At 68.2% G+C, this 22,537-nt stretch carries 20 protein-coding genes; 19 read left to right on the top strand and 1 reads right to left on the bottom strand.

The window, feature by feature from the left end:
• Positions 1-137 precede the first annotated feature (137 nt).
• From rpsA to uvrB, 10 genes are all read left to right on the top strand, one after another.
• Entirely contained in the window at positions 138-1,595 is a 1,458-nt protein-coding gene (gene rpsA / locus DW298_RS09275; protein ID WP_105710170.1) for a 30S ribosomal protein S1, read from the top strand.
• Between the two features lie 142 nt (positions 1,596-1,737).
• Entirely contained in the window at positions 1,738-2,589 is an 852-nt protein-coding gene (locus DW298_RS09270) for an ABC transporter ATP-binding protein (protein ID WP_136042148.1), read from the top strand.
• Complete coding sequence (locus DW298_RS09265; protein ID WP_136042147.1) at positions 2,586-3,626, top strand: aliphatic sulfonate ABC transporter substrate-binding protein; 1,041 nt, start codon at positions 2,586-2,588, stop codon at positions 3,624-3,626. Before DW298_RS09270 ends, DW298_RS09265 begins: the two co-directional genes overlap by 4 nt.
• Positions 3,623-4,480, top strand: coding sequence for an ABC transporter permease (locus tag DW298_RS09260; RefSeq protein WP_240745084.1), 858 nt, complete (start codon positions 3,623-3,625; stop codon positions 4,478-4,480). The genes DW298_RS09265 and DW298_RS09260 overlap by 4 nt, the downstream gene beginning before the upstream one ends.
• 2 nt (positions 4,481-4,482) lie before the next feature.
• On the top strand, positions 4,483-6,477 hold the full coding sequence (gene acs, locus DW298_RS09255) for an acetate--CoA ligase (protein ID WP_240745083.1): 1,995 nt from the start codon (positions 4,483-4,485) through the stop codon (positions 6,475-6,477).
• Positions 6,474-7,778 carry an O-acetylhomoserine aminocarboxypropyltransferase/cysteine synthase family protein gene (locus tag DW298_RS09250; protein WP_136042145.1) on the top strand — a complete coding sequence of 435 codons (1,305 nt, stop codon included), beginning with the start codon at positions 6,474-6,476 and terminating at the stop codon, positions 7,776-7,778. The genes acs and DW298_RS09250 overlap by 4 nt, the downstream gene beginning before the upstream one ends.
• Positions 7,775-8,359 carry a CoA-binding protein gene (locus DW298_RS09245; RefSeq protein WP_168429616.1) on the top strand — a complete coding sequence of 195 codons (585 nt, stop codon included), beginning with the start codon at positions 7,775-7,777 and terminating at the stop codon, positions 8,357-8,359. The genes DW298_RS09250 and DW298_RS09245 overlap by 4 nt, the downstream gene beginning before the upstream one ends.
• A 32-nt stretch (positions 8,360-8,391) precedes the next feature.
• A complete protein-coding gene (coaE, locus tag DW298_RS09240) occupies positions 8,392-8,991 on the top strand; it encodes a dephospho-CoA kinase (RefSeq protein WP_136042144.1) in 600 nt (199 codons plus the stop codon).
• 156 nt (positions 8,992-9,147) lie between these two features.
• On the top strand, positions 9,148-9,690 hold the full coding sequence (locus DW298_RS09235) for a hypothetical protein (protein ID WP_136042143.1): 543 nt from the start codon (positions 9,148-9,150) through the stop codon (positions 9,688-9,690).
• Positions 9,691-9,727: 37 nt separating this feature from the next.
• Positions 9,728-11,800, top strand: a complete 2,073-nt coding sequence (gene uvrB, locus DW298_RS09230; protein WP_136042142.1) for an excinuclease ABC subunit UvrB — start codon at positions 9,728-9,730, stop codon at positions 11,798-11,800.
• A gap of 67 nt (positions 11,801-11,867) precedes the next feature.
• On the opposite strand, the gene DW298_RS09225 is transcribed toward uvrB, so the two are convergent.
• Positions 11,868-12,110: a hypothetical protein gene (locus DW298_RS09225; RefSeq protein ID WP_136042141.1), complete on the bottom strand. Its 243-nt coding sequence runs from the start codon at positions 12,108-12,110 to the stop codon at positions 11,868-11,870.
• Positions 12,111-12,155: 45 nt separating this feature from the next.
• On the opposite strand from DW298_RS09225, the gene DW298_RS09220 reads away from it, so the two are divergent.
• The 9 genes from DW298_RS09220 to rapZ all read left to right on the top strand — a co-directional run bounded on the left by DW298_RS09220 (position 12,156) and on the right by rapZ (position 22,503).
• Positions 12,156-12,599, top strand: a complete 444-nt coding sequence (locus tag DW298_RS09220) for a MarR family transcriptional regulator (protein ID WP_136042140.1) — start codon at positions 12,156-12,158, stop codon at positions 12,597-12,599.
• Positions 12,600-12,668: 69 nt separating this feature from the next.
• The gene (locus tag DW298_RS09215; protein ID WP_136042139.1) at positions 12,669-13,424 is read left to right on the top strand and encodes a DUF4129 domain-containing protein; all 756 of its coding nucleotides are present in this window, start codon (positions 12,669-12,671) and stop codon (positions 13,422-13,424) included.
• Positions 13,421-13,945 (top strand): hypothetical protein, encoded by a 525-nt coding sequence (locus tag DW298_RS09210; RefSeq protein WP_205820319.1) that lies wholly within the window; start codon positions 13,421-13,423, stop codon positions 13,943-13,945. Before DW298_RS09215 ends, DW298_RS09210 begins: the two co-directional genes overlap by 4 nt.
• On the top strand, positions 13,932-14,903 hold the full coding sequence (locus tag DW298_RS09205; RefSeq protein WP_136042138.1) for a MoxR family ATPase: 972 nt from the start codon (positions 13,932-13,934) through the stop codon (positions 14,901-14,903). The genes DW298_RS09210 and DW298_RS09205 overlap by 14 nt, the downstream gene beginning before the upstream one ends.
• Positions 14,900-16,213, top strand: a complete 1,314-nt coding sequence (locus DW298_RS09200; protein WP_136042137.1) for a DUF58 domain-containing protein — start codon at positions 14,900-14,902, stop codon at positions 16,211-16,213. The genes DW298_RS09205 and DW298_RS09200 overlap by 4 nt, the downstream gene beginning before the upstream one ends.
• A 44-nt stretch (positions 16,214-16,257) precedes the next feature.
• On the top strand, positions 16,258-16,794 hold the full coding sequence (locus tag DW298_RS09195) for a hypothetical protein (protein WP_136042136.1): 537 nt from the start codon (positions 16,258-16,260) through the stop codon (positions 16,792-16,794).
• A 9-nt stretch (positions 16,795-16,803) separates the two neighbouring features.
• Positions 16,804-19,692: an excinuclease ABC subunit UvrA gene (uvrA, locus tag DW298_RS09190; protein WP_136042135.1), complete on the top strand. Its 2,889-nt coding sequence runs from the start codon at positions 16,804-16,806 to the stop codon at positions 19,690-19,692.
• Positions 19,692-21,596 (top strand): excinuclease ABC subunit UvrC, encoded by a 1,905-nt coding sequence (gene uvrC / locus DW298_RS09185; RefSeq protein ID WP_136042134.1) that lies wholly within the window; start codon positions 19,692-19,694, stop codon positions 21,594-21,596. Before uvrA ends, uvrC begins: the two co-directional genes overlap by 1 nt.
• Positions 21,597-21,630: 34 nt before the next feature.
• Positions 21,631-22,503: an RNase adapter RapZ gene (rapZ, locus tag DW298_RS09180; protein WP_136042133.1), complete on the top strand. Its 873-nt coding sequence runs from the start codon at positions 21,631-21,633 to the stop codon at positions 22,501-22,503.
• Positions 22,504-22,537 lie beyond the last annotated feature (34 nt).

The following is a 22,537-nucleotide window of genomic DNA, read 5'->3' as shown; positions in this document are numbered from 1 at the left end:
AACCGTCACTCGTGGCGTGCACGCGCATGCCCTCGTGGCGCGAAAACCAAAATCCAACCGCTGAGAAGCATGCAGTCGGCCGTGCGCGGCCGTTGAGTCTCAGCCCGAGTCTCCATTCAACAAGGACAACCCACTACATGACTACCGCAACGACCGCCCCGGCCACCAAGCAGGTCGCCATCAACGACATCGGATCTGCTGAGGACTTCCTGGCCGCGGTCGAGAAGACCCTGAAGTTCTTCAACGACGGCGACATCATCGAAGGCACGATCGTCAAGATCGACCGCGATGAGGTCCTCCTCGATGTCGGCTACAAGACCGAGGGTGTCATCCCCTCGCGTGAGCTCTCGATCAAGCACGACGTCGACCCCAACGAGGTCGTCGCTGTCGGCGACCTGGTCGAGGCCCTCGTTCTCCAGAAGGAGGACAAGGAAGGCCGTCTGATCCTCTCCAAGAAGCGCGCACAGTACGAGCGTGCCTGGGGAGACGTCGAGAAGATCAAGGAGAACGACGGCGTCGTCACCGGTACGGTCATCGAGGTCGTCAAGGGTGGACTCATCGTCGACATCGGCCTCCGTGGCTTCCTGCCGGCGTCGCTCATCGAGCTGCGTCGCGTCCGCGACCTCACGCCGTACCTCGGCCAGGAGATCGAGGCCAAGATCCTCGAGCTCGACAAGAACCGCAACAACGTCGTCCTCAGCCGCCGTGCGCTGCTCGAGCAGACGCAGTCGGAGTCGCGCACCACGTTCCTGAACAACCTGCACAAGGGTCAGGTCCGCAAGGGTGTCGTGTCGTCGATCGTCAACTTCGGTGCGTTCGTCGACCTGGGCGGCGTGGACGGCCTCGTGCACGTCTCCGAGCTGTCCTGGAAGCACATCGAGCACGCCTCCGAGGTCGTCGAGGTTGGCCAGGAGGTCACCGTCGAGATCCTCGAGGTCGACCTCGACCGCGAGCGTGTCTCCCTGTCGCTGAAGGCGACGCAGGAGGACCCGTGGCAGGTCTTCGCCCGCACCCACGCGATCGGTCAGGTCACGCCGGGTAAGGTCACCAAGCTCGTTCCGTTCGGTGCGTTCGTCCGCGTCGCAGACGGCATCGAGGGCCTCGTCCACATCTCCGAGCTCTCCAGCAAGCACGTCGAGCTGGCCGAGCAGGTCGTGTCGGTCGGCGAAGAGGTCTTCGTCAAGGTCATCGACATCGACCTCGAGCGTCGTCGCATCTCGCTGTCGCTGAAGCAGGCCAACGAGTCGGTCGACCCCAACGGCACCGAGTTCGACCCGGCCCTGTACGGCATGCTCGCCGAGTACGACGAGAACGGCGAGTACAAGTACCCGGAGGGCTTCGACGCCGAGACCGGTGCGTGGAAGGAAGGCTTCGACGCCCAGCGCGAGGCATGGGAGCAGGAGTACGCTGCGGCCCAGGCTCGCTGGGAGGCGCACAAGGCTCAGGTCGTCAAGGCGGCCGAGGCCGAGGCAGCAGCCGGCGAAGACTTCGGCGGCGGCCAGTCCTTCACCAGCGAGGTTGCCGGCGCCGGCACCCTCGCGGACGACGAGGCTCTCGCGGCTCTGCGCGAGAAGCTCTCGGGCGGCAACGCTTAAGCAGCACTCTGAAACGGGTCGCCACCTCGCCTTCGGGCGGGAGTGGCGGCCCGTTTCGCGTTTCCTGGGTGCTGCTTCCGCTGCGTGACGGAACATTACGACGGCATTCGTAACAAACGACCCGCCCCGCCACCATGGGGATATGACTGCTCTTCTGCCTGCGTCGCGCACCGCCGGCGCTTCGTCGCCGGCAGGCACAGCGCAGGCCGTCCGACTCGACGGGATCGAGCGTTCCTTCGCGTTGCCGCGCGGGCGTCGGGATGTGCTCCGCGGCATCGACCTCGAGATCGCCGCAGGGGAGATCCTCGCGGTCGTCGGCCCTTCCGGGTGCGGGAAGTCCACCCTCCTCCGGCTCGTCGGCGGACTCGATGCTCCGACGCGCGGACGCATCCTCCTCGACGACATCGGCGTCGCCGACGTGGACGAGCGGACAGCCATCGCCTTCCAGGAGCCGCGACTGCTCCCATGGCGCACCATCGCCCAGAACGTCGAGCTGGGGCTGCCGCGAGGCACTGCCCGCCGTGTCGGCCGCGAGCGAGTGCACGAACTGCTGCATCTCGTGGGACTCGAGCACGCGGCCGACCAGCGCCCGCGCGAGGTCTCCGGCGGTATGGCCCAGCGCGCCTCCCTTGCCAGGGCTCTCGCGCGAAACCCCGGCGTGCTGCTGCTCGACGAACCGTTCGGCGCGCTCGATGCGCTGACGCGCCTGCGCATGCACGACCTGCTGCTGAAGATCCATTCTGCGGAGCCCACCACGATCCTGCTGGTCACCCACGATGTCGAAGAGGCGCTCTACCTCGCCGACCGCGTGCTGCTCCTGCAGACCCTGGATGACACGGGAACCGACGGCGAACCGTCCGTCGCCCGCACCATCTCCGTGCCGGGCGTCCGCCCCCGCGACCGCGCAGACCGCGGCCTCGCCGACCTGCGCGCCGACCTTCTCGAAGGCCTCGGCGTCGACACCCACCACCGCATCACCGAGGAGTCCCGATGAGCACCACCACCCGCCGAATCATCCCCGCGATCGCGATCGCCGGGACGATGATGCTCGTCGCGACCGGCTGCGTGGCGGGAGAGAACGCCGGGGCGGCCGACACGAAGCCCACCTCCGGTACGACCGATTGGTCATCCGACACCCTGTCGATCGACTTCGCCACCTACAACCCGCTGAGCCTGGTGATCAAGGACCAGGGCATCCTCGAGGAGATCCTCGGTGATGGCGTCGAGGTCGAGTGGGTGCAGTCCGCCGGCTCGAACAAGGCCAACGAACTGCTGCGCTCCGGATCGGTCGACGTCGGCTCGACGGCAGGATCGGCAGCGCTGCTCGCCCGCGCGAACGGCTCGCCGATCCAGGTGATCGACATCTTCTCGCAGCCCGAGTGGGCAGCCATCGTCGTCGGCCCGGGCAGCGACATCACGTCGGTCGAGGACCTCAAGGGCGCATCGATCGCGGCGACCAAGGGCACGGACCCCTACTTCTTCCTGCTGCAGGCGCTCGAAGAGGGCGGCCTGTCGCTCTCCGACGTGGAGGTGCAGAACCTGCAGCACGCCGACGGCCGGGCTGCGCTCGACGGTGGCTCGGTGGACGCATGGTCGGGACTCGACCCCATCATGGCCGCGGCCGAGGTGGAGTCGGGCGACAAGCTCATCTACCGCAACGTCGACTTCAACACCTACGGCTTCCTGAACGCGACCGAGGACTTCATCACCAACCACCCCGACCTGGCGCAGGCCGTCGTCGACGCGTACGAGCAGGCCCGCGAGTGGGCGCTCGAGAACCCCGAGGAGACCGCCGCGCTGCTCGCCGAGGTCGCCGGCATCGACGCCGGCGTCGCCACCACCGTGATCGAGGAGCGCTCGAACCTCGACGTGAGCGGGATCCCCGGTGACGACCAGATCGCGGTGCTCGAGAAGATCGCACCCGTGCTCGTCGAATCCGGTGACGTGCAGGGCGGCAAGGACTCCGTCGACAAGGCGCTGTCGTCGATCGTGAACGACACGTTCGCGAAGAAGGCGGTCGACGGCGAGTGACGATTCCCGACCGACTGATCGTTCCCGAGGAATCCCGGGACGCGCTCGACTTCGCGAAGGGCCGCTACCGGCGTCCCGATGTCGGGGCTCGGCGCTCCTGGGACCGGCCGGGCGTGCGGATCATCGCCGGGCTCCTGCTGCCCGTGATCATCCTGGTGGCCTGGCAGATCGTGACGACCAGCGGGATGGTGCCGCCGTACCGCCTGCCCACACCGGCGTCGGTGTTCCAGGCGGGCGTGGAGCTGGCCGAGACCGGACAGCTCTGGACGCATATCGCGATCTCCGTGCAGCGCGTGCTGCTCGGCTTCGCGATCGGATCCGTCATCGGGCTCGCGGTCGCCGGCGTCGTCGGACTCTCTCGCCTGGGGGATGTTCTCCTCAGCCCGACGCTCACCGCGTTGCGCGCAGTGCCGTCGCTCGCCTGGGTACCGCTCCTCATCCTCTGGATGCAGATCGGCGAGGAGTCGAAGGTCACGCTGATCGCGATCGGCGCGTTCTTCCCCGTCTACACGACGGTCTCGTCGGCGCTCCGGCACGTCGACCCGCAGCTCGTTGAGGCGGGGCGTTCGTTCAGCCTGCGGGGTTGGTCGCTGTTCCGCATCGTGCAGCTGCCGGCGGTGGTGCCCTCCGTCGTGTCCGGACTCCGGCTGGCGCTCGCACAGGCCTGGCTGTTCCTCGTCGCAGCCGAGCTCATCGCGGCGTCCATGGGGCTGGGCTTCCTGCTGACCGAGTCTCAGAGCAGTGGACGCGTCGACCGCATCCTGCTCTCCATCGTGCTGCTCGCCGTGCTGGGAACGCTCACCAACGCGGTCCTCGTGCTGGTCGAGAAGTACCTGCTGCGCCGGTGGGTGTGAGCGTGACCGAGGCACGACTGCAGGAATCGCGCGTCTACCCGGCTGCCGGATTCACGGACGCGAACGTGACCGCCGAGGCGTACGCGCGGGCCGCTGCCGACCCCGTCGCGTTCTGGGAAGAGGCCGCGCGCCGACTGGATTGGTCCGAGCCGTGGCACACCGCCCACGAGTGGGATCCGCCGGTCGGGGACGCCGTTCCGGCCGCCCGCTGGTTCCTCGGCGGCAGGCTCAACGTGGCCGTCAACTGCGTGGATCGCCATGTGCTCGCCGGACGCGGCGACAAGGTCGCGCTGCACTTCGAGGGTGAGCCGGGCGACCGCCGCTCGGTCACCTACGCCGAGCTGCAGCACCGCGTGTCGCAGGCCGCCAACGCGCTCGTCGCCCTCGGCGTCCGTCCCGGCGACCGCGTCGTCATCTACCTCCCTGTGCTGGTCGAGACGATCGTGATCACTCTCGCCTGTGCGCGCGTCGGCGCGGTGCACTCGCTCGTGTTCGGCGGCTTCTCCGCCGAGGCCGTGCGGTTCCGTCTCGCCGACACCGGCGCGAAGCTGCTCGTCACCAGCGACGGTCAGTATCGCCGCGGAACCGCCACCGAGGTGAAGTCGACTGCCGATGCGGCCGCGGCGGATCTCCCCGACCTCGAGCACGTGCTCGTGCTGCGCCGCACCGGACAGGACGTCCCGTGGACGGACGGTCGCGACGTCTGGTGGCATGACGTCGTCGACACGGCGTCGCCCATGCACGAGGCGGAGTCCTTCGACGCCGAGCATCCGCTCTTCATCATCTACACGTCCGGCACCACCGGAAAGCCGAAGGGGCTGGTGCACACGTCCGGCGGGTATCTGACGCAGGCGAGCTGGGCACACTGGGCCCACTTCGACGCGAAGCCCGACGACGTGCACTGGTGCACCGCAGACCTCGCGTGGGTCACGGCACACACCTACGAGATCTACGGTCCGCTCTCGAACGGGCTCACGCAGGTCATCTACGAAGGCACGCCCGACGCCCCGCATCGGGAGCGCCACCTCGAGATCATCGAACGCTACGGGGTAACCGTCTACTACACGGCGCCCACGCTGATCCGCACGTTCATGACCTGGTTCGGGGCGGACCTGCCCGCGGGACACGACCTCTCCACGCTGCGGCTGCTCGGCACCGTCGGCGAGGCGATCAACCCGGAGGCCTGGGTGTGGTTCCGGCACAACTTCGGCCGCGACGAGCTGCCCGTCATCGACACCTGGTGGCAGTCGGAGACCGGCGCGGCGATGATCGCCCCGCTGCCGGGCGTCACTGCTCTCAAGCCGGGGTCGGCCTCTGTCCCGCTCCCCGGTATAGATGTGGCCGTGGTGGACGAGCGGGGCGACGAGGTCGCGCCCGGCCGCTCGGGAACCCTCGTGGTCCGCCGGCCCTGGCCCGGAATGGCCAGGACGGTCTGGGGTGACCCCGCCCGCTATCGCGACGCCTACTGGTCGACATTCGCGGGTCGGGGTGAGTACGGCGGCTTCTACGTGGCCGGCGACGGAGCGACCAGGGATGCCGACGGGTACATCTGGATCCTCGGCCGACTCGACGACGTCGTGAACGTCTCGGGACACCGACTCTCCACCATCGAGATCGAATCTGCACTAGTCGCACACGACACCGTGGGGGAGGCGGGGTCTGCCGGCGTGTCCGATCCGGTCACCGGACAGGCCGTCGTCGCCTTCGTGACCCCGTCCGGCCGAGCCGAGATCACGCCCGCCGACCTGCGCGCGCAGGTCGCGCAGGCCATCGGTCCCGTCGCCAAGCCGAAGCACATCGTCATCGTGCCCGATCTGCCGAAGACCCGCTCGGGCAAGATCATGCGCAGACTCCTGGCACAGTTGTGGGAGGCCGAGCAGGATCGCAGAGCCGGCCGCGACGCCGAGCCCCTCGGCGACACCACGTCGCTGCAGAACCCCTGGGCCGTCGCCGACATCGCCGACGTGCTCACCGCCGCCGAACTGAGGACAGCATGACGGAAGAACACCGCTTCGGATTCCGCACCAGAGCCCTGCACGCCGGAGGCACGCCCGACGCCGCGACCGGTGCACGGGCGGTGCCGATCTACCAGACGACGTCGTTCGTGTTCGAGGACGCGGCGGATGCCGGCAACCTGTTCGCCCTGCAGAAGTACGGCAACATCTATTCACGGATCGGCAACCCCACGGTCGCCGCGCTGGAGGAGCGCCTGGCATCGCTCGAAGGCGGCATCGGCGCTGTTGCGACCGCCTCGGGGATGAGTGCGGAGTTCATCACGTTCGCGGCTCTCGTCGGTGCGGGTGACCACGTCGTCGCAGCGGCACAGCTCTACGGCGGGACGGTGACGCAACTCGATGTGACGCTGCGGCGGTTCGGCGTCGAGACGACCTTCGTCGCCTCGACCGACCCGGCGGACTACGCGGCGGCCATCCGTCCGGAGACCAAGGTCGTCTACGTCGAGATGATCGGCAACCCTTCGGGGGAGATCGCCGACATCGAAGGGCTGGCCGCCGTCGCCCACGAGGCCGGGGTGCCTCTCGTGGTGGATGCGACGCTCGCCACGCCGTACCTGGCGCGGCCGCTCGAACACGGTGCCGACATCGTGATCCACTCCGTGACGAAGTTCCTGGGCGGACACGGGACGACCCTCGGCGGCGTCGTCATCGAGAAGGGCACGTTCGACTGGGGCAACGGCAAGTTCCCGCAGATGACCGAACCCGTCGACTCCTACGGCGGCATCAAATGGTGGGACAACTTCGGCGAGTACGGGTTCCTCACCAAGCTGCGCTCGGAGCAGCTGCGCGACATTGGTCCGGCGCTCAGCCCGCAGTCGGCCTTCAACCTGCTGCAGGGAATCGAGACGCTGCCGCAGCGCATCGACGCGCACCTCGCGAACGCGCGCATCGTCGCCGACTGGCTCGCCTCCGACCCGCGGGTCGCCTACGTGACGTGGGCGGGTCTCGAAGGGCATCCGCATCATGAGCGCGCGGCCAAGTACCTCCCGCTCGGCCCCGGCTCGGTCTTCGCGTTCGGCGTCGCGGCGGACGACGGTCGGGCCGCGGGGGAGGCGCTGATCGAGAACCTGCAGCTCGCCTCGCACCTCGCGAACATCGGCGATGCGCGCACGCTCGTGATCCACCCGGCCTCGACGACGCACCGCCAACTCACCGAGGCGCAGCTCGTCGCCGCCGGTGTGCGACCCGACCTGATCCGCATCTCGGTTGGTCTCGAAGACGCCGAGGACATCATCTGGGACCTCGACCAGGCACTCACGACGGCGACGGGAGCGAACCGATGAGCGAGACGCAGACGACCTCCGCGGATTCCTGCGCCGTTCCGGCGGTGGCGGATGCCGTCGCGTGCGCACTGCCTGGCGTGCCCGCGGCTCACCCCGAGCGGACCTGGGCGGGGCCGAGCCAGCAGGAGCGCTTCGGGCTGCTCCGGAAGGCCACGTCGATCGCGATCGTGGGAGCGTCGAACAATCCGGCACGGGCGTCGTACTTCGTGGCGACCTATCTGCTTTCCAGCACGTCGTACGACGTCTACCTCGTCAACCCGCGCGAGACCGAGATCCTCGGGCAGCCGGTCTATGCGTCGCTGAGCGACCTCCCTGTGGTCCCCGACATCGTGGACGTGTTCCGCCGGCACGACGACCTGCCCGGCGTCGCGCAGGAGGCGATCGACGCGGGCGCGCAGACACTGTGGCTGCAGCTGGGCTCGTGGAACGAGGATGCGGCGGCGATCGCCGAGGCGGCCGGACTGTCGGTCGTGATGGATCGCTGCATCAAGATCGAGCACGCGCGGTTCCACGGCGGTCTGCACCTCGCGGGGTTCGACACCGGCGTGATCAGTTCGCGGCGCCAGCTGCTCGCCCGCTGACCGCTGGCCGCATCGAAACATAGACTGGCGAGATGCCACTCATCGCGCTCACCGGCGGCATCGCGTCGGGGAAATCGACCATCGCCCGGCGACTGGCGGAGCACGGAGCGGTGATCGTCGACGCCGATCAGATCGTCCGCGACGTGCAGGCACCGGGCTCGCCGGTGCTGGAGCGGATAGCGGAGACGTTCGGGTCGTCGGTGATCGACGGTGAGGGGGTGCTCGATCGAGCGGCCCTGGGCGCGAAGGTCTTCGGAACCCCCGAGCTCCTCCAGCAGTTGAACGCGATCGTGCACCCGGCCGTGCGAGAGGAGTCGCAGCGCCGATTCGACGCGGCGTTCGCGGCGGATGAGGATGCCGTGGTCGTGTACGACGTCCCCCTGCTCGTCGAGGCGCGGGTCGATGATCCGTGGGACCTGATCGTCGTCGCGCACGCTCCCGCGTCGGAACGGCTCCGACGACTGATCGAGCTGCGCGGCATGGAAGAGCAAGCTGCGCGGGAGCGGATCGATGCGCAGGTCTCCGACGAGACGCGACTCGCCATCGCGGACGTCGTGATCGACACGGCAGGCACCCTGGGGCACACGCACGAGCAGGTCGACGCGCTCTGGGACCGGATCCGGCGCGGCTGACCGTCTCCGGGCGCGCTTCGCGATGCGGGTGGAGCGGTGGCCGGCTTCCCGCTCAGGGGGCCGGGCGTCGCTGGTATTCTGGTTGTGGGCGTGGGGACGCACCAGGGGATGGTCTGCTGGGGGATAGCTTTTCCGCGCGCTCTGGGGAGTGGAGAAGTGACTCACGACAACCGCGGAATCTCGCGTCGGACCCTCGTGGCGGGCGCAGCCTGGTCGGTGCCGGTCATCGCCGCAGCGGTGGCATTACCGCTGGCGGCAGCGAGCGGGAGCAACACCAGCAACGATCTGGCGAACTACTACTGGGACGCCGAAGCCCAGGGCGGCTACACGTCGCTCGTGCCGGCGGCCGGCGAGCTCAGGGCGACCTTCAGCACGCAGATCAGCTATCGGTCCCAGCCCGACTGGGTGAATCCTCCGGCCGGCGCGTCGCTCGTGGTCGTCGTCGAGTTCAGCTCACCCGTGACGCTCGACTCCGGTCCGTCCGTCGGGTCATGGACTCCGGTCCCTGCGGGCGGTTCCTCCGCACGGACGTTCACCTTCACGAAGACGCCGGCGAGCTTCGGCGATTCGCTGACGTTCAACGTGATCGGCTCCGCCGCCGGGACGCTCACCTCGACGGCCACGATGGGACTCTTGGGTGGCGGCACGACCACCTGGTCGTCGGAGCCGTCGGCGAAGACGGCCACCATCGTCGCCTGACGGCCTCGATGTCGGAGGGGCGGCATACGCTGGAGGTATGCAACCCACGCGCAGTGTCCGCCCCTTCGAGGTCATCAGCGAGTACGAGCCTGCCGGCGACCAGCCGCAGGCGATCGCCGACCTGGCGGCGCGCATCAACGCGGGCGAGACCGACGTCGTGCTGCTCGGCGCGACGGGTACCGGTAAGTCGGCGACGACGGCCTGGCTCGTCGAACAGGTACAGCGGCCGACCCTCGTGCTGGCGCACAACAAGACGCTCGCAGCCCAACTGGCCAACGAGTTCCGCGAGCTCATGCCGAACAACGCCGTCGAGTACTTCGTCTCGTATTACGACTACTACCAGCCCGAGGCCTACGTCCCGCAGACCGACACCTTCATCGAGAAGGACTCGTCGATCAACTCCGAGGTCGAGCGGCTGCGGCATTCGACGACCAACTCGCTGCTCAGTCGTCGCGACGTGATCGTGGTCTCTACGGTGTCGTGCATCTACGGACTCGGTGCCCCCGAAGAGTACCTGCGCGCCATGGTGGCTCTGCAGGTGGGCGAGCGGTACGACCGCGACGCGCTGATCCGCCAGTTCATCGCGATGCAGTACAACCGCAACGACGTCGACTTCTCGCGCGGCAACTTCCGGGTGCGCGGCGACACGATCGAGATCATCCCCGTCTACGAAGAGCACGCCATCCGCATCGAGCTGTTCGGCGACGAGATCGAGGCCCTCTACTCACTCCACCCGCTCACGGGCGAGGTCATCGAGAAGCTCGACGCCGTCCCCATCTTCCCGGCGTCCCACTACGTGGCCGGCACCGACGTGATCCAGCGATCCATCGGCACGATCGAGCACGAGCTGGAGGAGCGTCTGGCCGAGTTCGAGCGGCAGGGCAAGCTCCTCGAGGCGCAGCGTCTGCGCATGCGCACCACCTTCGACCTCGAGATGCTGCAGCAGCTGGGCTTCTGCTCGGGAATCGAGAACTACTCGCGTCACATGGACGGGCGCATGCCGGGGGAGCCGCCGCACACGCTCCTCGACTTCTTCCCCGACGACTTCCTCCTGGTGATCGACGAGTCGCACGTCACGGTGCCGCAGATCGGTGCGATGTACGAGGGAGACGCATCCCGCAAGCGCACCCTCGTCGACCACGGCTTCCGGCTTCCGAGCGCGATGGACAACCGTCCGCTCCGATGGGACGAGTTCAAGAACAGGATCGGGCAGACCGTCTACCTGTCGGCCACGCCCGGTAAGTACGAGATGGGCATCGCCGACGGAATCGTCGAGCAGATCATCCGCCCGACCGGCCTCGTCGACCCGCACATCGTGGTCAAACCGTCGAAGGGTCAGATCGACGACCTGCTCGAGGAGATCCGCGTGCGCGTCGAGCGTGACGAGCGCGTTCTCGTCACGACCCTCACGAAGAAGATGGCAGAGGAGCTGACCGACTTCCTCGGCGAGCACGGCGTGCGAGTGCGGTACCTGCATTCCGACGTCGACACGCTCCGTCGTGTCGAACTCCTCAGCGAGCTGCGTGCCGGCGTGTACGACGTGCTGGTCGGCATCAACCTGCTGCGTGAAGGCCTCGATCTTCCCGAGGTCTCCCTTGTGGCGATCCTGGACGCCGACAAAGAGGGCTTCCTGCGATCGGGGACGTCGCTCATCCAGACCATCGGTCGTGCCGCTCGAAACGTCTCGGGCGAGGTGCACATGTACGCCGACAAGATGACGGACTCGATGGCGAAGGCGATCGAGGAGACGGACCGTCGTCGCGAGAAGCAGGTCGCGTACAACAAGGAGCACGGCATCGACCCGCAGCCTCTCCGCAAGCGCATCGCCGACATCACCGAGGTGCTCGCCCGCGAAGGTGCAGACACGGCGGAGATGATGTCGGGGCGCGGCCGCGCGTCGGGGAAGGGCAAGTCCCCGACGCCCAACCTGCGCCGCACCGGCATCGCGGCCGAGGGCGCGCAGCAACTCGAAGCAACGATCCAGGATCTGTCCGACCAGATGCTCGCGGCGGCGGCGGAGCTCAAGTTCGAGCTGGCCGGACGTCTGCGCGACGAGGTGCAGGACTTGAAGAAGGAGCTCCGGGCGATGGAACGCGCGGGGCACGCGTAGGCGGGGCCGCGGGGCGTCGCGCGGGTGGCCGCCGGTTCGACGCCCGGCGCTCTCGGCTCAGACTGGCCTAGGGGCAGTGCATCAGAGGCTTCGGTCCCGATCGGTCGATCTCGTGCTGGGTCATCGGAGCACCGCACAGCGGACACGCGCGTTCGGCGCGCTCTGCCGGGCTCGGCGGAGGAGTCTTCTCGTACGGGCCGACGGAGGCGGGGCCGGCGAACCGGATGAGGTTCGTGTTCACCCAGGAGTAGAGGCCACCGGCCTCGCGGATGCGGGTGCGAAGGGGCGGGCGGTCGGGGTCCTGTGCCATGTTGCTTAGTGTACTAACGATTAGTGCAGATGTATAGTTTTCCGTGTGACGGCTACAGACGACCTGCTCAAGCTGGAGAACCAGCTGTGCTTCGCCCTGGTGACCGCGGCACGAAACGTCGTCGCCCTCTACCGCCCCATCCTCGAGCCCCTGGGCCTCACGCACCCGCAGTACCTCGTGATGCTCGCACTGTGGGAGAAGGCGCCGCGGACGCTGAACGATCTCGCCCTGGATCTCGCCATGGAACCTGCGACCGCGTCGCCCCTGGTGAAGCGGCTCGAAGCAGAAGGACTCGTCGCCCGGCAGCGGAGCAGTGAGGACGAGCGGCGACTGGAGATCACGCTGACAGCGGCAGGCGCGGCACTGCGCGAGCGTGCCGTCGACGTTCCCCATCAGGTCATGGCGGCGGTCGGCATGGGCATCGACGAGATCGCTGCGCTCCGCGACGGCCTCGGTCCGTTCGCCGGGCGGCGCCCGGACCTCGGCTGAGCCCGAAGATCCCGGCCGCTGAGCGCGCCAGGGAGCGACTCCCCGGGATCTGCGTCCTATGGTGGAGTCATGTCGCGCCACGAAGCCCCGGTTTCCGGGGACCGGCGCGTCGGCGACTCTCGCGTGGCCCGGGTTCTACTGCCTCTGGTGACGGTCGCGGGTCTCTTCGTCGTCCTGATGTTCATCGCTGCGCAACAGGGCCTTCCGCAGTTCCGCCCGCTGCCGGGCAGCGAGGCGGAGCCGGTGGACGGGGTGACCAGCGAACCCGCACCCGTTGCGACGCCGCCCGTGCCCACGCAGGAGCCCGAGGATTCTCCGCTGCGTGACGTCATCGGCGCGATCATGGCGACCCTCGTCGCGATCGCGGTCCTGACGCTGCTGTTCTTCGGCGCGAGGATCCTGATCCGCCACCTGCGCGGTCTCTGGCGGGATCGACCGTTCGCACAGCGCGAGGGCGCCGATATCGACGCATCGGCCATGGGCGCCACCGAGGTGGAGGCCGAGCCCGACACGGCGACCATCCGACGAGGGATCGATCAAGCGCTGCGGGTGATCGACCTCGACCCGGAACCGGGAGACAGCATCGTCGCGGCCTGGGTCGGCCTGGAAGAATCGGCGGCTGATGCCGGTGCCGGTCGCGCGCCCAACGAGACGCCGTCCGAGTTCACCGTCCGGATCATCGGAAGGCGAGAGGGCATCTCCGCCGACGTCATCATGCTGCTCGGACTGTATGAGCGGGTCCGTTTCGGCGGTCTCGTCGCGGGCGAACACGACCGTGCCACGGCAGCGTCCTGTCTGCGCGGCATCCAGGCAGGGTGGCGATGACGGGGCGGCTCATCCTCGTCGGGGGCGGGGCAGTGGTCGCGGGCGTGGTCCTCGTGCTGCTCGTCGTGCTCGGCGCGCCGGTGATGTTCGCCGTCTCCTGGCTGCTGCTCGTGCTGACGATCGCGCTCGTCGGTCGCCAGGTCTTCTTCGACGAGGGTTCCGGCTGGCCTCCGGAGCGACGACGACGCGCCGAGCGCGGCTCCGAGGTGTCGCGTCTCGCCTGGTCGATCAACTCGCGCACGGGCCTCGCCGGGCATGTGGTCGTTCGTCGAGTGCAGAACGTGCTGCGGCGCCGACTGGCGCTCCGGGGTCTCGACCTCGACGATCCCTCCCACTACGCGATGATCGACGCGCTTCTCGGGCGGGGCGTGCGTGACGCGCTGCACAAGCGCGAGGTTCACGCCGCCGATCTCGAACAGGTCCTCGATGCGGTCGAGCGCATCGCGGACGACTCCGCCGCGAACACAGAGCCGAAGACCGCCGTGAGGCCGGAACAGAGGAGAACCGATGAACACGGATGAGATCACACGGATCGCCGCTCTCGGCCGCCGCGTGCGGGAGAGCGTCGGCACCGCCGTCGTCGGAATGGACGAGCCCCTGACGATCGCCCTGGCCGCGATCTTCGCCGGAGGCCACGTGCTGTTCGAAGATGTCCCGGGGCTCGGCAAGACACTCGCCGCACGGAGCCTGGCCTCCGCGCTGGGCCTGGACTTCCGCCGATTGCAGTGCACGCCGGACATGCTTCCCGGAGATGTCACCGGGTCGTACGTCTATGCTCCGGCGACGGGCGAGTTCCAGTTCCGCCCCGGGCCCATCTTCACCGGGCTGCTGCTGGCGGACGAGATCAACCGCACCACCCCCAAGACGCAGTCGGCGATGCTCGAGGCGATGGCCGAGCATCAGGTCACCGTCGAGGGGAACAGATTCCCGCTGCCCCGGCCGTTCCACGTCATCGCCACGTCGAATCCGATCGAGTACGAGGGAACCTACGCGCTTCCCGAGGCTCAGCTCGACCGCTTCATGGTGCGGCTCTCGATCGGCTACCCCGCGGGTGCCGACGAAACCCGCATCATCCTGGACCGCGTGCGACGGCAGTCGCCGGACGTATCCGTCGAGCCTGTCGTCGATGCCGAAGGCCTGCTGGCGATCCAACGAGCGGTGGAGCGGATCCACGTCGACGAGGACGTCGCCGGCTACTGCGTCGAGCTGGTCCGCGGCACGCGCGAGGCGACGAATGTGTCGGTCGGCGCCTCTCCCCGCGGTTCGCAGTCGCTGGTGCTGCTCGGACGCGCTCTCGCGGCGCTGGAGGGGCGGGCGTATGTGCGACCGGACGACATCAAACGCATCGCGGAGCCCGTGCTGGCGCATCGCCTGACTCTCACTCCGCAGGCCTGGGCACAGGGCGTGGATCCCCGTTCGGTGGTCGCGTCGGTCGTCGCCAAGACCTCGGTGCCGCCGACAGTCTCCGCGGTGCGATGACCGATCCGATCCGCGTCACCGAGCACGCGACGCTCCCGTGGCGGCGGACACCCGTCGTCGCGATCGGCCTGGCCGGAGCCGCGCTGCTCGTCGCCGTCGGTCTCGCGTTCTCGCGGCCGGATGTGGTCGGCATCGGACTTCCACTCGCGCTGACGACGGCGTGGATGCTGATACGCCGGCCCGCCACGGCCGAGCTGCGGGTGGAAGTGCGTGCGCAGCGCGGTGAGGACGGGGAGCGATCGGAGGCTCGCGCCGAGGTCGAGGTCCAGGTCGACGCTGACTGGGTACAGCTCGCGGTCGAACAGGACAGTGGACCGCAGCGACTCGCCGACGTCGTGGCGGGTCCCTCGGTGCTCACCGCGAGGACGCGCCTGCAGCACTCTGGTCCGCTGGACCTGCTGAGCATGACCGCTCGGTGCGTGGCGCAGGACGGCGCATGGATCACCGATGAGGCTCCGCGCGTGGGGATCCGGTGGAAGACGCCGCCCCGGGTTCGTCGTCTCGGTCGGTTGCCGGTCGCACCGCGGCTCTCAGGTCTTCACGGCGCACACGAGGGGGCGCGCCCGGGACAGGGCGGCGACTTCCGCGACATCCATCCGTTCGCGCCTGGCGACGAACTGCGCCGCGTCGACTGGCGTGCCACCGCCCGGGCCGCCCGGCGGCCCGGTGAGCTCCTCGTGCGCCGCAACAACACTCTGAGCGACTCGTCGGTCGTCATCGCCATCGACACCGCAGAGGATCTCGGCTCGGTCGTGGCGGGCTGGGGTGCCGACGACCCCGACCGGTCCGGTGCGACCTCGTTGGATCTCGCCCGCGAAGCGGCGCTGTCGATCGCCGCCTCGGCCCTCGGTGAGGGGGACAGGGTCGCCTACCACGCGCTGTCGAGCGGGGGCCGGAGCATTCCTTCCGGGGGAGGAGCACGACACCTCGCCCGGCTGCGCGATGTCATCGCCGCGACCGGGCCGAGTACCGACGGCTCGGCATATCGCCGTTCGCCCGTCGTCCCCTCGGGGTCCATCGTGTTCGTGCTCTCGACCTTCTTCGACGGGGTGGCCGCTCAGCTGGCCACGCGATGGCGCTCTGCAGGCCACGCGGTCGTCGCGGTGGACGTGCTTCCGACGCCGGACGAGTCGCGGCTCACGCGGGAGCAGCGCATCGCGTTGCGCACAGTCCTCGCGGAACGGACCGACATCCTGACCGAGCTGCGCCATACGGGCATCGAGGTGGTGCCGTGGGCGGCGCCCGACGTCGACGCCGAGATGCGACTGGCGGCGCTTCGCCAGCAGCGGATGAGGGCCGTGCGCCGATGAGTGCCGCGGTCCGCCGAATCCGGGTACCGGGTGCCGTACCGGGGATGACGATCCGGCTGCTCGTCGTCGGCGTCGTGTGGGTCGGTGCGGTGACGCTGATCCCGTTCCCTCTCTGGCAGGGGATCGCGGTGGTCGCGGCCGTGGTCTCCGCCGTGATCCCTCGCACGCTCGCGGCGTGGGCCGCTGCGGCCTGCCTCCCGTTCGGGGTGATCCTCACGGAGCCGTCTCCCGGCCGGACGGCTCTCGCGCTCCTGCTCGTGCACGCCGTGCACGTCCTCGCCTCGCTCAGCCTGGTCGTGCCGATGAGATCGCGCCTCGCGCTGCGGGTGCTCCGACCGACCCTTCAGCGCTTCGTCGTCGTGCAGCTCCTGTCGCAGCCATTGGTGTTCGCGATGTGGCTGCTCGCTCCGCGCGGTGTCGACGACGGTACAGCGTGGTTCGCTCCGATCGCCGCTGCCGTGCTCGTCGCAGGAGTGCTGCTCGCACTGTGGGCTGCGAGACGGGCGGATGCCGAACCGACGCGAACGGACCCGGAGGGAGCAGAACCGGGAGTCGGAGCCGATGTCCGTGGTCCCTCGTAGACTTGTTCGGTGCCCATCGTCCCCGTTGCTTCCCCAGGAAAACTCAGTGTCCGCGGTGCCCGCGTCCACAATCTCAAGAATGTCGACATCGACATCCCGCGCGACTCACTGGTCGTGTTCACCGGCCTGTCCGGGTCGGGCAAGTCGAGTCTCGCGTTCGACACGATCTTCGCCGAAGGGCAGCGTCGCTACGTCGAATCGCTGAGCGCGTACGCGCGCCAGTTCCTCGGTCAGGTCGACCGGCCCGACGTCGACTTCATCGAGGGGCTCAGCCCGGCCGTCTCCATCGACCAGAAGTCGACCAACCGCAACCCGCGGTCGACCGTCGGCACCATCACCGAGATCTACGACTACATGCGTCTGCTCTGGGCGCGCATCGGCATCCCGCACTGTCCCGAGTGCGGTGAGCGCATCCAGCGTCAGACCGTGCAGCAGATCGCCGATCAGCTCATGGAGCTTCCGGAGCGCACGCGCTACCAGGTGGTCGCGCCCATCGTCTCCCAGAAGAAGGGCGAGTTCGTCGACCTGTTCCGCGAACTCGGCGCGAAGGGCTATTCGCGTGCCATCGTCGACGGCGAGCTCATTCAACTCGCCGAGCCGCCGACGCTCAAGAAGAGCTACAAGCACGACATCGCGGTGGTCGTCGACCGGCTCGTGGCGTCTGATGACATCCTGGGCCGCGTGACCGATTCGGTCGAGACGGCGCTCGGGCTCGCCGGCGGAGTGGTGCAGATCAACTACGTCGACGGCGAGGGCGACGACGCATGGCAGACGTTCTCCGAGAAGCTGGCCTGCCCGAACGGGCATGCGCTCACGCTCACCGAGATCGAACCGCGCACGTTCTCGTTCAACGCGCCGTTCGGTGCATGCCCGGCGTGCTCCGGGCTCGGCACCCGCATGTCGGTCGACGTCGACCTGATGCTGGGCGACGAAGACCTCTCGATCCGCGAGGGCGTCATCATCCCCTGGACCACCCAGGGCAAGGGGCTCTTCCAGTACTACGAGCGTCTGCTCGAGGGACTCTCCCGCGATCTGGACTTCTCGCTGGACACCCCGTGGCGCAAGCTGCACTCCGAGGTGCAGAACGCGATCCTGCGCGGCGAGAACTACAAGGTGACCGTCAAGTGGAAGAACCGCTACGGGCGCGAGATGCGCTACGCGTCGGGGTTCGAGGGCGTGGTCCCCTACATCGAGCGGCAGTACCTGCAGGCCGAGTCCGACAACCAGCGCAGCCGGTGGGGCGAGTACCTCCGCGAGGTGCCGTGCCCGGTCTGCGACGGCAATCGCCTCAAGCCCGAGGTGCTGGCCGTGCAGGTGCACGGCCACTCCATCGCCGAGGTCTCGCACCTCAGCCTCGCCGACGCCCGCGCGTTCATGGAGACGCTCACCCTCACCGATCGTGAAGCCAAGATCGCCGCCCAGGTGCTGCGCGAGATCCGTCTGCGGCTCGACTTCCTGCTGCAGGTCGGGCTCTCCTACCTCAACCTCAGCCGCTCCGCGGGTTCCCTTTCCGGTGGAGAGGCTCAGCGCATCCGCCTGGCCACGCAGATCGGCTCCGGTCTGACCGGCGTCCTCTACGTGCTCGACGAGCCGTCGATCGGACTCCACCAGCGCGACAACCGACGCCTCATCGAGACGCTGCTCACGCTGCGCGACCTCGGCAACACGCTGATCGTCGTCGAGCACGACGAAGAGACCATCGAAGCGGCCGACTGGGTGGTCGACATCGGCCCGGGCGCCGGCGTCAACGGCGGCGAGGTCGTGCATTCGGGGCCGTATTCGGCTCTGCTCGACGACAGCGACTCGATGACGGGGGAGTACCTCTCCGGTCGCCGCGAGATCCCCATGCCGACCAAGCGCCGCAAGATCGACAAGAAGCGGATGCTGAGCGTGGTCGGGGCTCGGGCCAACAACCTCCGCAATGTCACGGCCGACTTCCCCCTGGGCGTGCTCACCGCCGTCACCGGGGTCAGCGGCTCCGGCAAGTCCTCGCTCGTGAACGACATCCTGTACCAGGTGCTCGCGTCGCGGCTGAACGGCGCTCGCACGGTCCCCGGCAAGCACACGCGCGTCACCGGACTCGACAACCTCGACAAGGTCGTGCACGTCGACCAGGCGCCGATCGGCCGCACCCCGCGGTCGAACCCCGCCACGTACACGGGAGTGTTCGATCGCATCCGCACACTCTTCAGCGAGACACCGGAGGCGAAGGTCCGCGGCTATCAGCCCGGTCGCTTCAGCTTCAACGTCAAGGGTGGCCGCTGCGAGGCGTGCTCCGGCGACGGCACGATCAAGATCGAGATGAACTTCCTGCCCGATGTGTACGTCGACTGCGAGGTCTGCCACGGCAAGCGCTACAACCGCGACACCCTCGCCGTGCACTACAAGGGCAAGAACATCGCCGAGGTGCTCGAGATGCCGATCGAGGAGGCCGCGGAGTTCTTCGAGCCGATCCAGGCGATCCACCGCTACATGAAGACGCTCGTCGACGTCGGGCTGGGCTACGTCCGACTCGGACAGTCGGCCACGACGCTCTCGGGCGGAGAGGCGCAGCGCGTCAAGCTCGCCACCGAGCTCCAGCGCCGCAGCAACGGACGCAGCATCTACGTGCTCGACGAGCCGACGACGGGTCTGCACTTCGAAGACGTGCGGAAGCTCCTCGAGGTTCTGAACGGTCTGGTCGACAAGGGCAACACCGTGATCGTCATCGAGCACAACCTCGATGTGATCAAGTCGGCCGACTGGGTGATCGATCTCGGCCCCGAGGGCGGTTCCGGCGGTGGCCAGATCGTCGCCACGGGCACCCCGGAGCAGATCGCACGCGTCGAGGCGAGCCACACCGGGCTGTTCCTCGGCGAGATCCTGGGTGAGGGGCGCTCCGCGCGGAAGGCCAGCTGATGGCCGACGTACTGCCGTACAAGCCGCGGACGGGAGAGATCCCGACCGATCCCGGCGTGTACCGCTTCCGTGATGCGTCCGGCCGGGTGCTCTATGTCGGCAAGGCGAAGAACCTGCGTCAGCGGTTGTCGAACTATTTCGCCCCGCTACGCACGCTCCACGAGCGCACCCGGCGCATGGTCACGACGGCGGCGTCCGTCGAGTGGACGGTCGTCCCGACGGACGTCGACTCGCTGCAGCTGGAGTACATGTGGATCAAGGAGTTCGATCCGCCGTTCAACGTGCGCTACAAGGACGACAAGTCATATCCCTTCATGGCGGTGACGCTCGCCGATGAAGCGCCCAGGGTGATCGTCACGCGCAATCGCAAGATCCCCGGTGCGCGGTACTTCGGCCCGTTCCCGAAGGTGTGGGCGGTGCACGAGACGATCGATCTGATGATCAAGGCGTTCCCGATCCGCACCTGCAGCGACTCCAGCTACAAGCGCGCGATGCAGACCGGAAGGCCCTGTTTCCCCGGGCAGATCGGCAAGTGCGGTGGCCCGTGCTCGATGACGGTGACCATCGAGGAGCACCGGGCCATGGTCGATGACTTCGTGGCGTTCATGGCGGGCGGTGACGAGCGTTTCACCCGGGAACTCACCAAACGGATGCTGGCAGCGTCGGCGGCGATGGACTACGAGGCGGCGGCGAAGTATCGTGACAAGCTCTCGGCGATCGAAGCAGTGCTGGGCAAGAGCGCACTCGTGCTTCCGTCCGACGAGGACGCCGACCTCTTCGGCATCGCCGAGGACGAGCTGGCCGCCGCAGTGCAGCACTTCGTGATCCGCGGTGGCAGGGTCCGCGGTGTGCGTGCGCTCACCATCGAGAAGGAGATCGACATCTCGAGTGGCGATCTCGTCGAACAGGTGCTGCAGCAGGCGTACGGCGAGGCGCAGGACGTCCCTCGCCGCATCCTCGTCCCGACCCTGCCCGACGATGCTGCCGAACTCGAGGTGTGGCTGCGCGAACGTCGCGGAAAAAAGGTCGAGATCGCGGTCGCGCAGCGTGGCCAGCGGGCCGACCTCATGCGCACGGCGACGTTGAATGCGCAGCAGGCGCTGATCCGGTACAAGACCCGGCGCACGAGCGATTATGTCGCCCGCACGCAGGCGCTCACCGATCTGCAGGAAGCCTTGGGGATGTCCGAGGCCCCGCTGCGCATCGAGTGCTTCGACATCTCGCACCTCGGCGGAACGAACGTCGTGGCATCGATGGTGGTGTTCGAAGACGGCCTTCCTCGCAAGGACCAGTACCGCTCCTTCAACATCGCCGAGACGACGGATGACACCGACTCGATGTACCAGGTGCTGCGTCGTCGACTCGCCTACCTGGATCGTCCCGAGGAACCGGAGGTCATCGATCCGACGACCGACGGTGTCGTGGCGGAAGACGTGGGCGAGGTCACAGCGCGACGGAAGCCGCGATTCGCGTACCCGCCGCAGCTTCTGCTCGTCGACGGAGGGCAACCGCAGGTGGAAGCGGCGGCCCGCGCGCTCCGCGACGCCGGTCACACCGAGATCGCGGTGTGCGGTATCGCGAAGCGGTTGGAAGAGGTCTGGCTCCCCGGCGACGACTTCCCGGTGATCCTGCCGCGCACCAGCGAGGCGCTCTATCTGCTGCAGCGTCTTCGAGACGAGGCCCACCGCTTCGCGATCACGCACCAGCGCAAGCGACGCCGCAACGACATCTCCTCCGTACTCGCCGAAGTGCCGGGGCTCGGCGCCTCCCGCATCAAGGTGCTGCTCAAGCACTTCGGCTCGGTGACGGCGCTCCGCGCCGCCGAACCGGGCCAGATCGAAGAGGTGCAGGGAATCGGGCCGGTGCTCGCGCAGAACATTCATTCGCACCTGTCTACTCGCTAGGCTGGAGGCCGAGGGGGAGAGGGAGCACTGAGCAATGTCTGACGAGGAAAAGGGCGAATTCCTCATCGTCACAGGAATGTCCGGCGCGGGCCGGACGACAGTGGCGAATGCGCTCGAGGATCTCGGCTGGTACGTCGTCGACAACCTGCCGCCGCAGATCCTCCGGCCGCTGCTGGAGCTGACCGATATGGGAGGCAATGCCCTCCCGAAGGTCGCTGCCGTGGTAGATGTCCGTGGACGCAACCTCTTCGACGACTTCCCCGGCGTCGCACGTGCTCTCCGCTCTCGCGGGTCCGTCCGCGTGCTGTTCCTCGATGCGTCCGACGACGTGCTCGTGCGGCGCTTCGAGTCCGTGCGTCGCCCGCATCCGCTCCAGGGGGAAGGGACGCTGCTCGACGGCATCCGTATCGAGCGCACCAGGCTCGCGCCCATCCGCGAGGCTGCCGACCTGGTCATCGACACCTCGACGCTCAACATCCATCAGCTGGCGACGCAGGTCTCCGACATCTTCTCCGAGGAGGGCGCGGCACGTCACCGGGTGACGCTCCTCAGCTTCGGTTTCAAGTACGGACTCCCGACGGACGTGGACATCGTCGCCGACATGCGGTTTCTTCCCAACCCGTTCTGGAACGAAGATCTCCGCGGCTTGACCGGCCAGGACGAAACGGTCCGTGAGTACGTTCTCTCGCGCCCGGGGGCGATGGAGTTCCTGGATGCCTACTCGACCGCCCTCGTCCCGGTCCTCGAGGGGTATCAGCGGGAGAACAAGAGCCATTCCACGATCGCGATCGGTTGCACAGGAGGAAAACACCGTTCGGTCGCGATGTCGGAGGAGTTGGCGCGCCGCCTCTCCGCGATTCCGGGCGTCGCGGTCAGCGTCCGTCACCGCGATCTCGGCCGAGAATAGGGGTCCGCTCGGCCGAGTAAGCTGGACGTTTGCG

Origin of the sequence: Microbacterium sp. A20 (assembly GCF_004794515.1) — a bacterium.
In the GTDB taxonomy this organism is placed as follows: Bacteria; Actinomycetota; Actinomycetes; order Actinomycetales; family Microbacteriaceae; genus Microbacterium.
Note: the sequence above shows the minus strand (reverse complement) of the source record. Positions and strands in the feature narration are given on the sequence as shown.

Coding starts and splice junctions, on each gene's coding strand:
- rpsA (WP_105710170.1), top strand. CDS start 138: ATGACTACCGCAACGACCGCCCCGGCCACCAAGCAGGTCGCCATCAAC.
- DW298_RS09270 (WP_136042148.1), top strand. CDS start 1,738: ATGACTGCTCTTCTGCCTGCGTCGCGCACCGCCGGCGCTTCGTCGCCG.
- DW298_RS09265 (WP_136042147.1), top strand. CDS start 2,586: ATGAGCACCACCACCCGCCGAATCATCCCCGCGATCGCGATCGCCGGG.
- DW298_RS09250 (WP_136042145.1), top strand. CDS start 6,474: ATGACGGAAGAACACCGCTTCGGATTCCGCACCAGAGCCCTGCACGCC.
- DW298_RS09245 (WP_168429616.1), top strand. CDS start 7,775: ATGAGCGAGACGCAGACGACCTCCGCGGATTCCTGCGCCGTTCCGGCG.
- coaE (WP_136042144.1), top strand. CDS start 8,392: ATGCCACTCATCGCGCTCACCGGCGGCATCGCGTCGGGGAAATCGACC.
- uvrB (WP_136042142.1), top strand. CDS start 9,728: ATGCAACCCACGCGCAGTGTCCGCCCCTTCGAGGTCATCAGCGAGTAC.
- DW298_RS09225 (WP_136042141.1), bottom strand. CDS start 12,110: ATGGCACAGGACCCCGACCGCCCGCCCCTTCGCACCCGCATCCGCGAG.
- DW298_RS09215 (WP_136042139.1), top strand. CDS start 12,669: ATGTCGCGCCACGAAGCCCCGGTTTCCGGGGACCGGCGCGTCGGCGAC.
- DW298_RS09210 (WP_205820319.1), top strand. CDS start 13,421: ATGACGGGGCGGCTCATCCTCGTCGGGGGCGGGGCAGTGGTCGCGGGC.
- DW298_RS09205 (WP_136042138.1), top strand. CDS start 13,932: ATGAACACGGATGAGATCACACGGATCGCCGCTCTCGGCCGCCGCGTG.
- DW298_RS09200 (WP_136042137.1), top strand. CDS start 14,900: ATGACCGATCCGATCCGCGTCACCGAGCACGCGACGCTCCCGTGGCGG.
- DW298_RS09195 (WP_136042136.1), top strand. CDS start 16,258: ATGACGATCCGGCTGCTCGTCGTCGGCGTCGTGTGGGTCGGTGCGGTG.
- uvrC (WP_136042134.1), top strand. CDS start 19,692: ATGGCCGACGTACTGCCGTACAAGCCGCGGACGGGAGAGATCCCGACC.
- rapZ (WP_136042133.1), top strand. CDS start 21,631: ATGTCTGACGAGGAAAAGGGCGAATTCCTCATCGTCACAGGAATGTCC.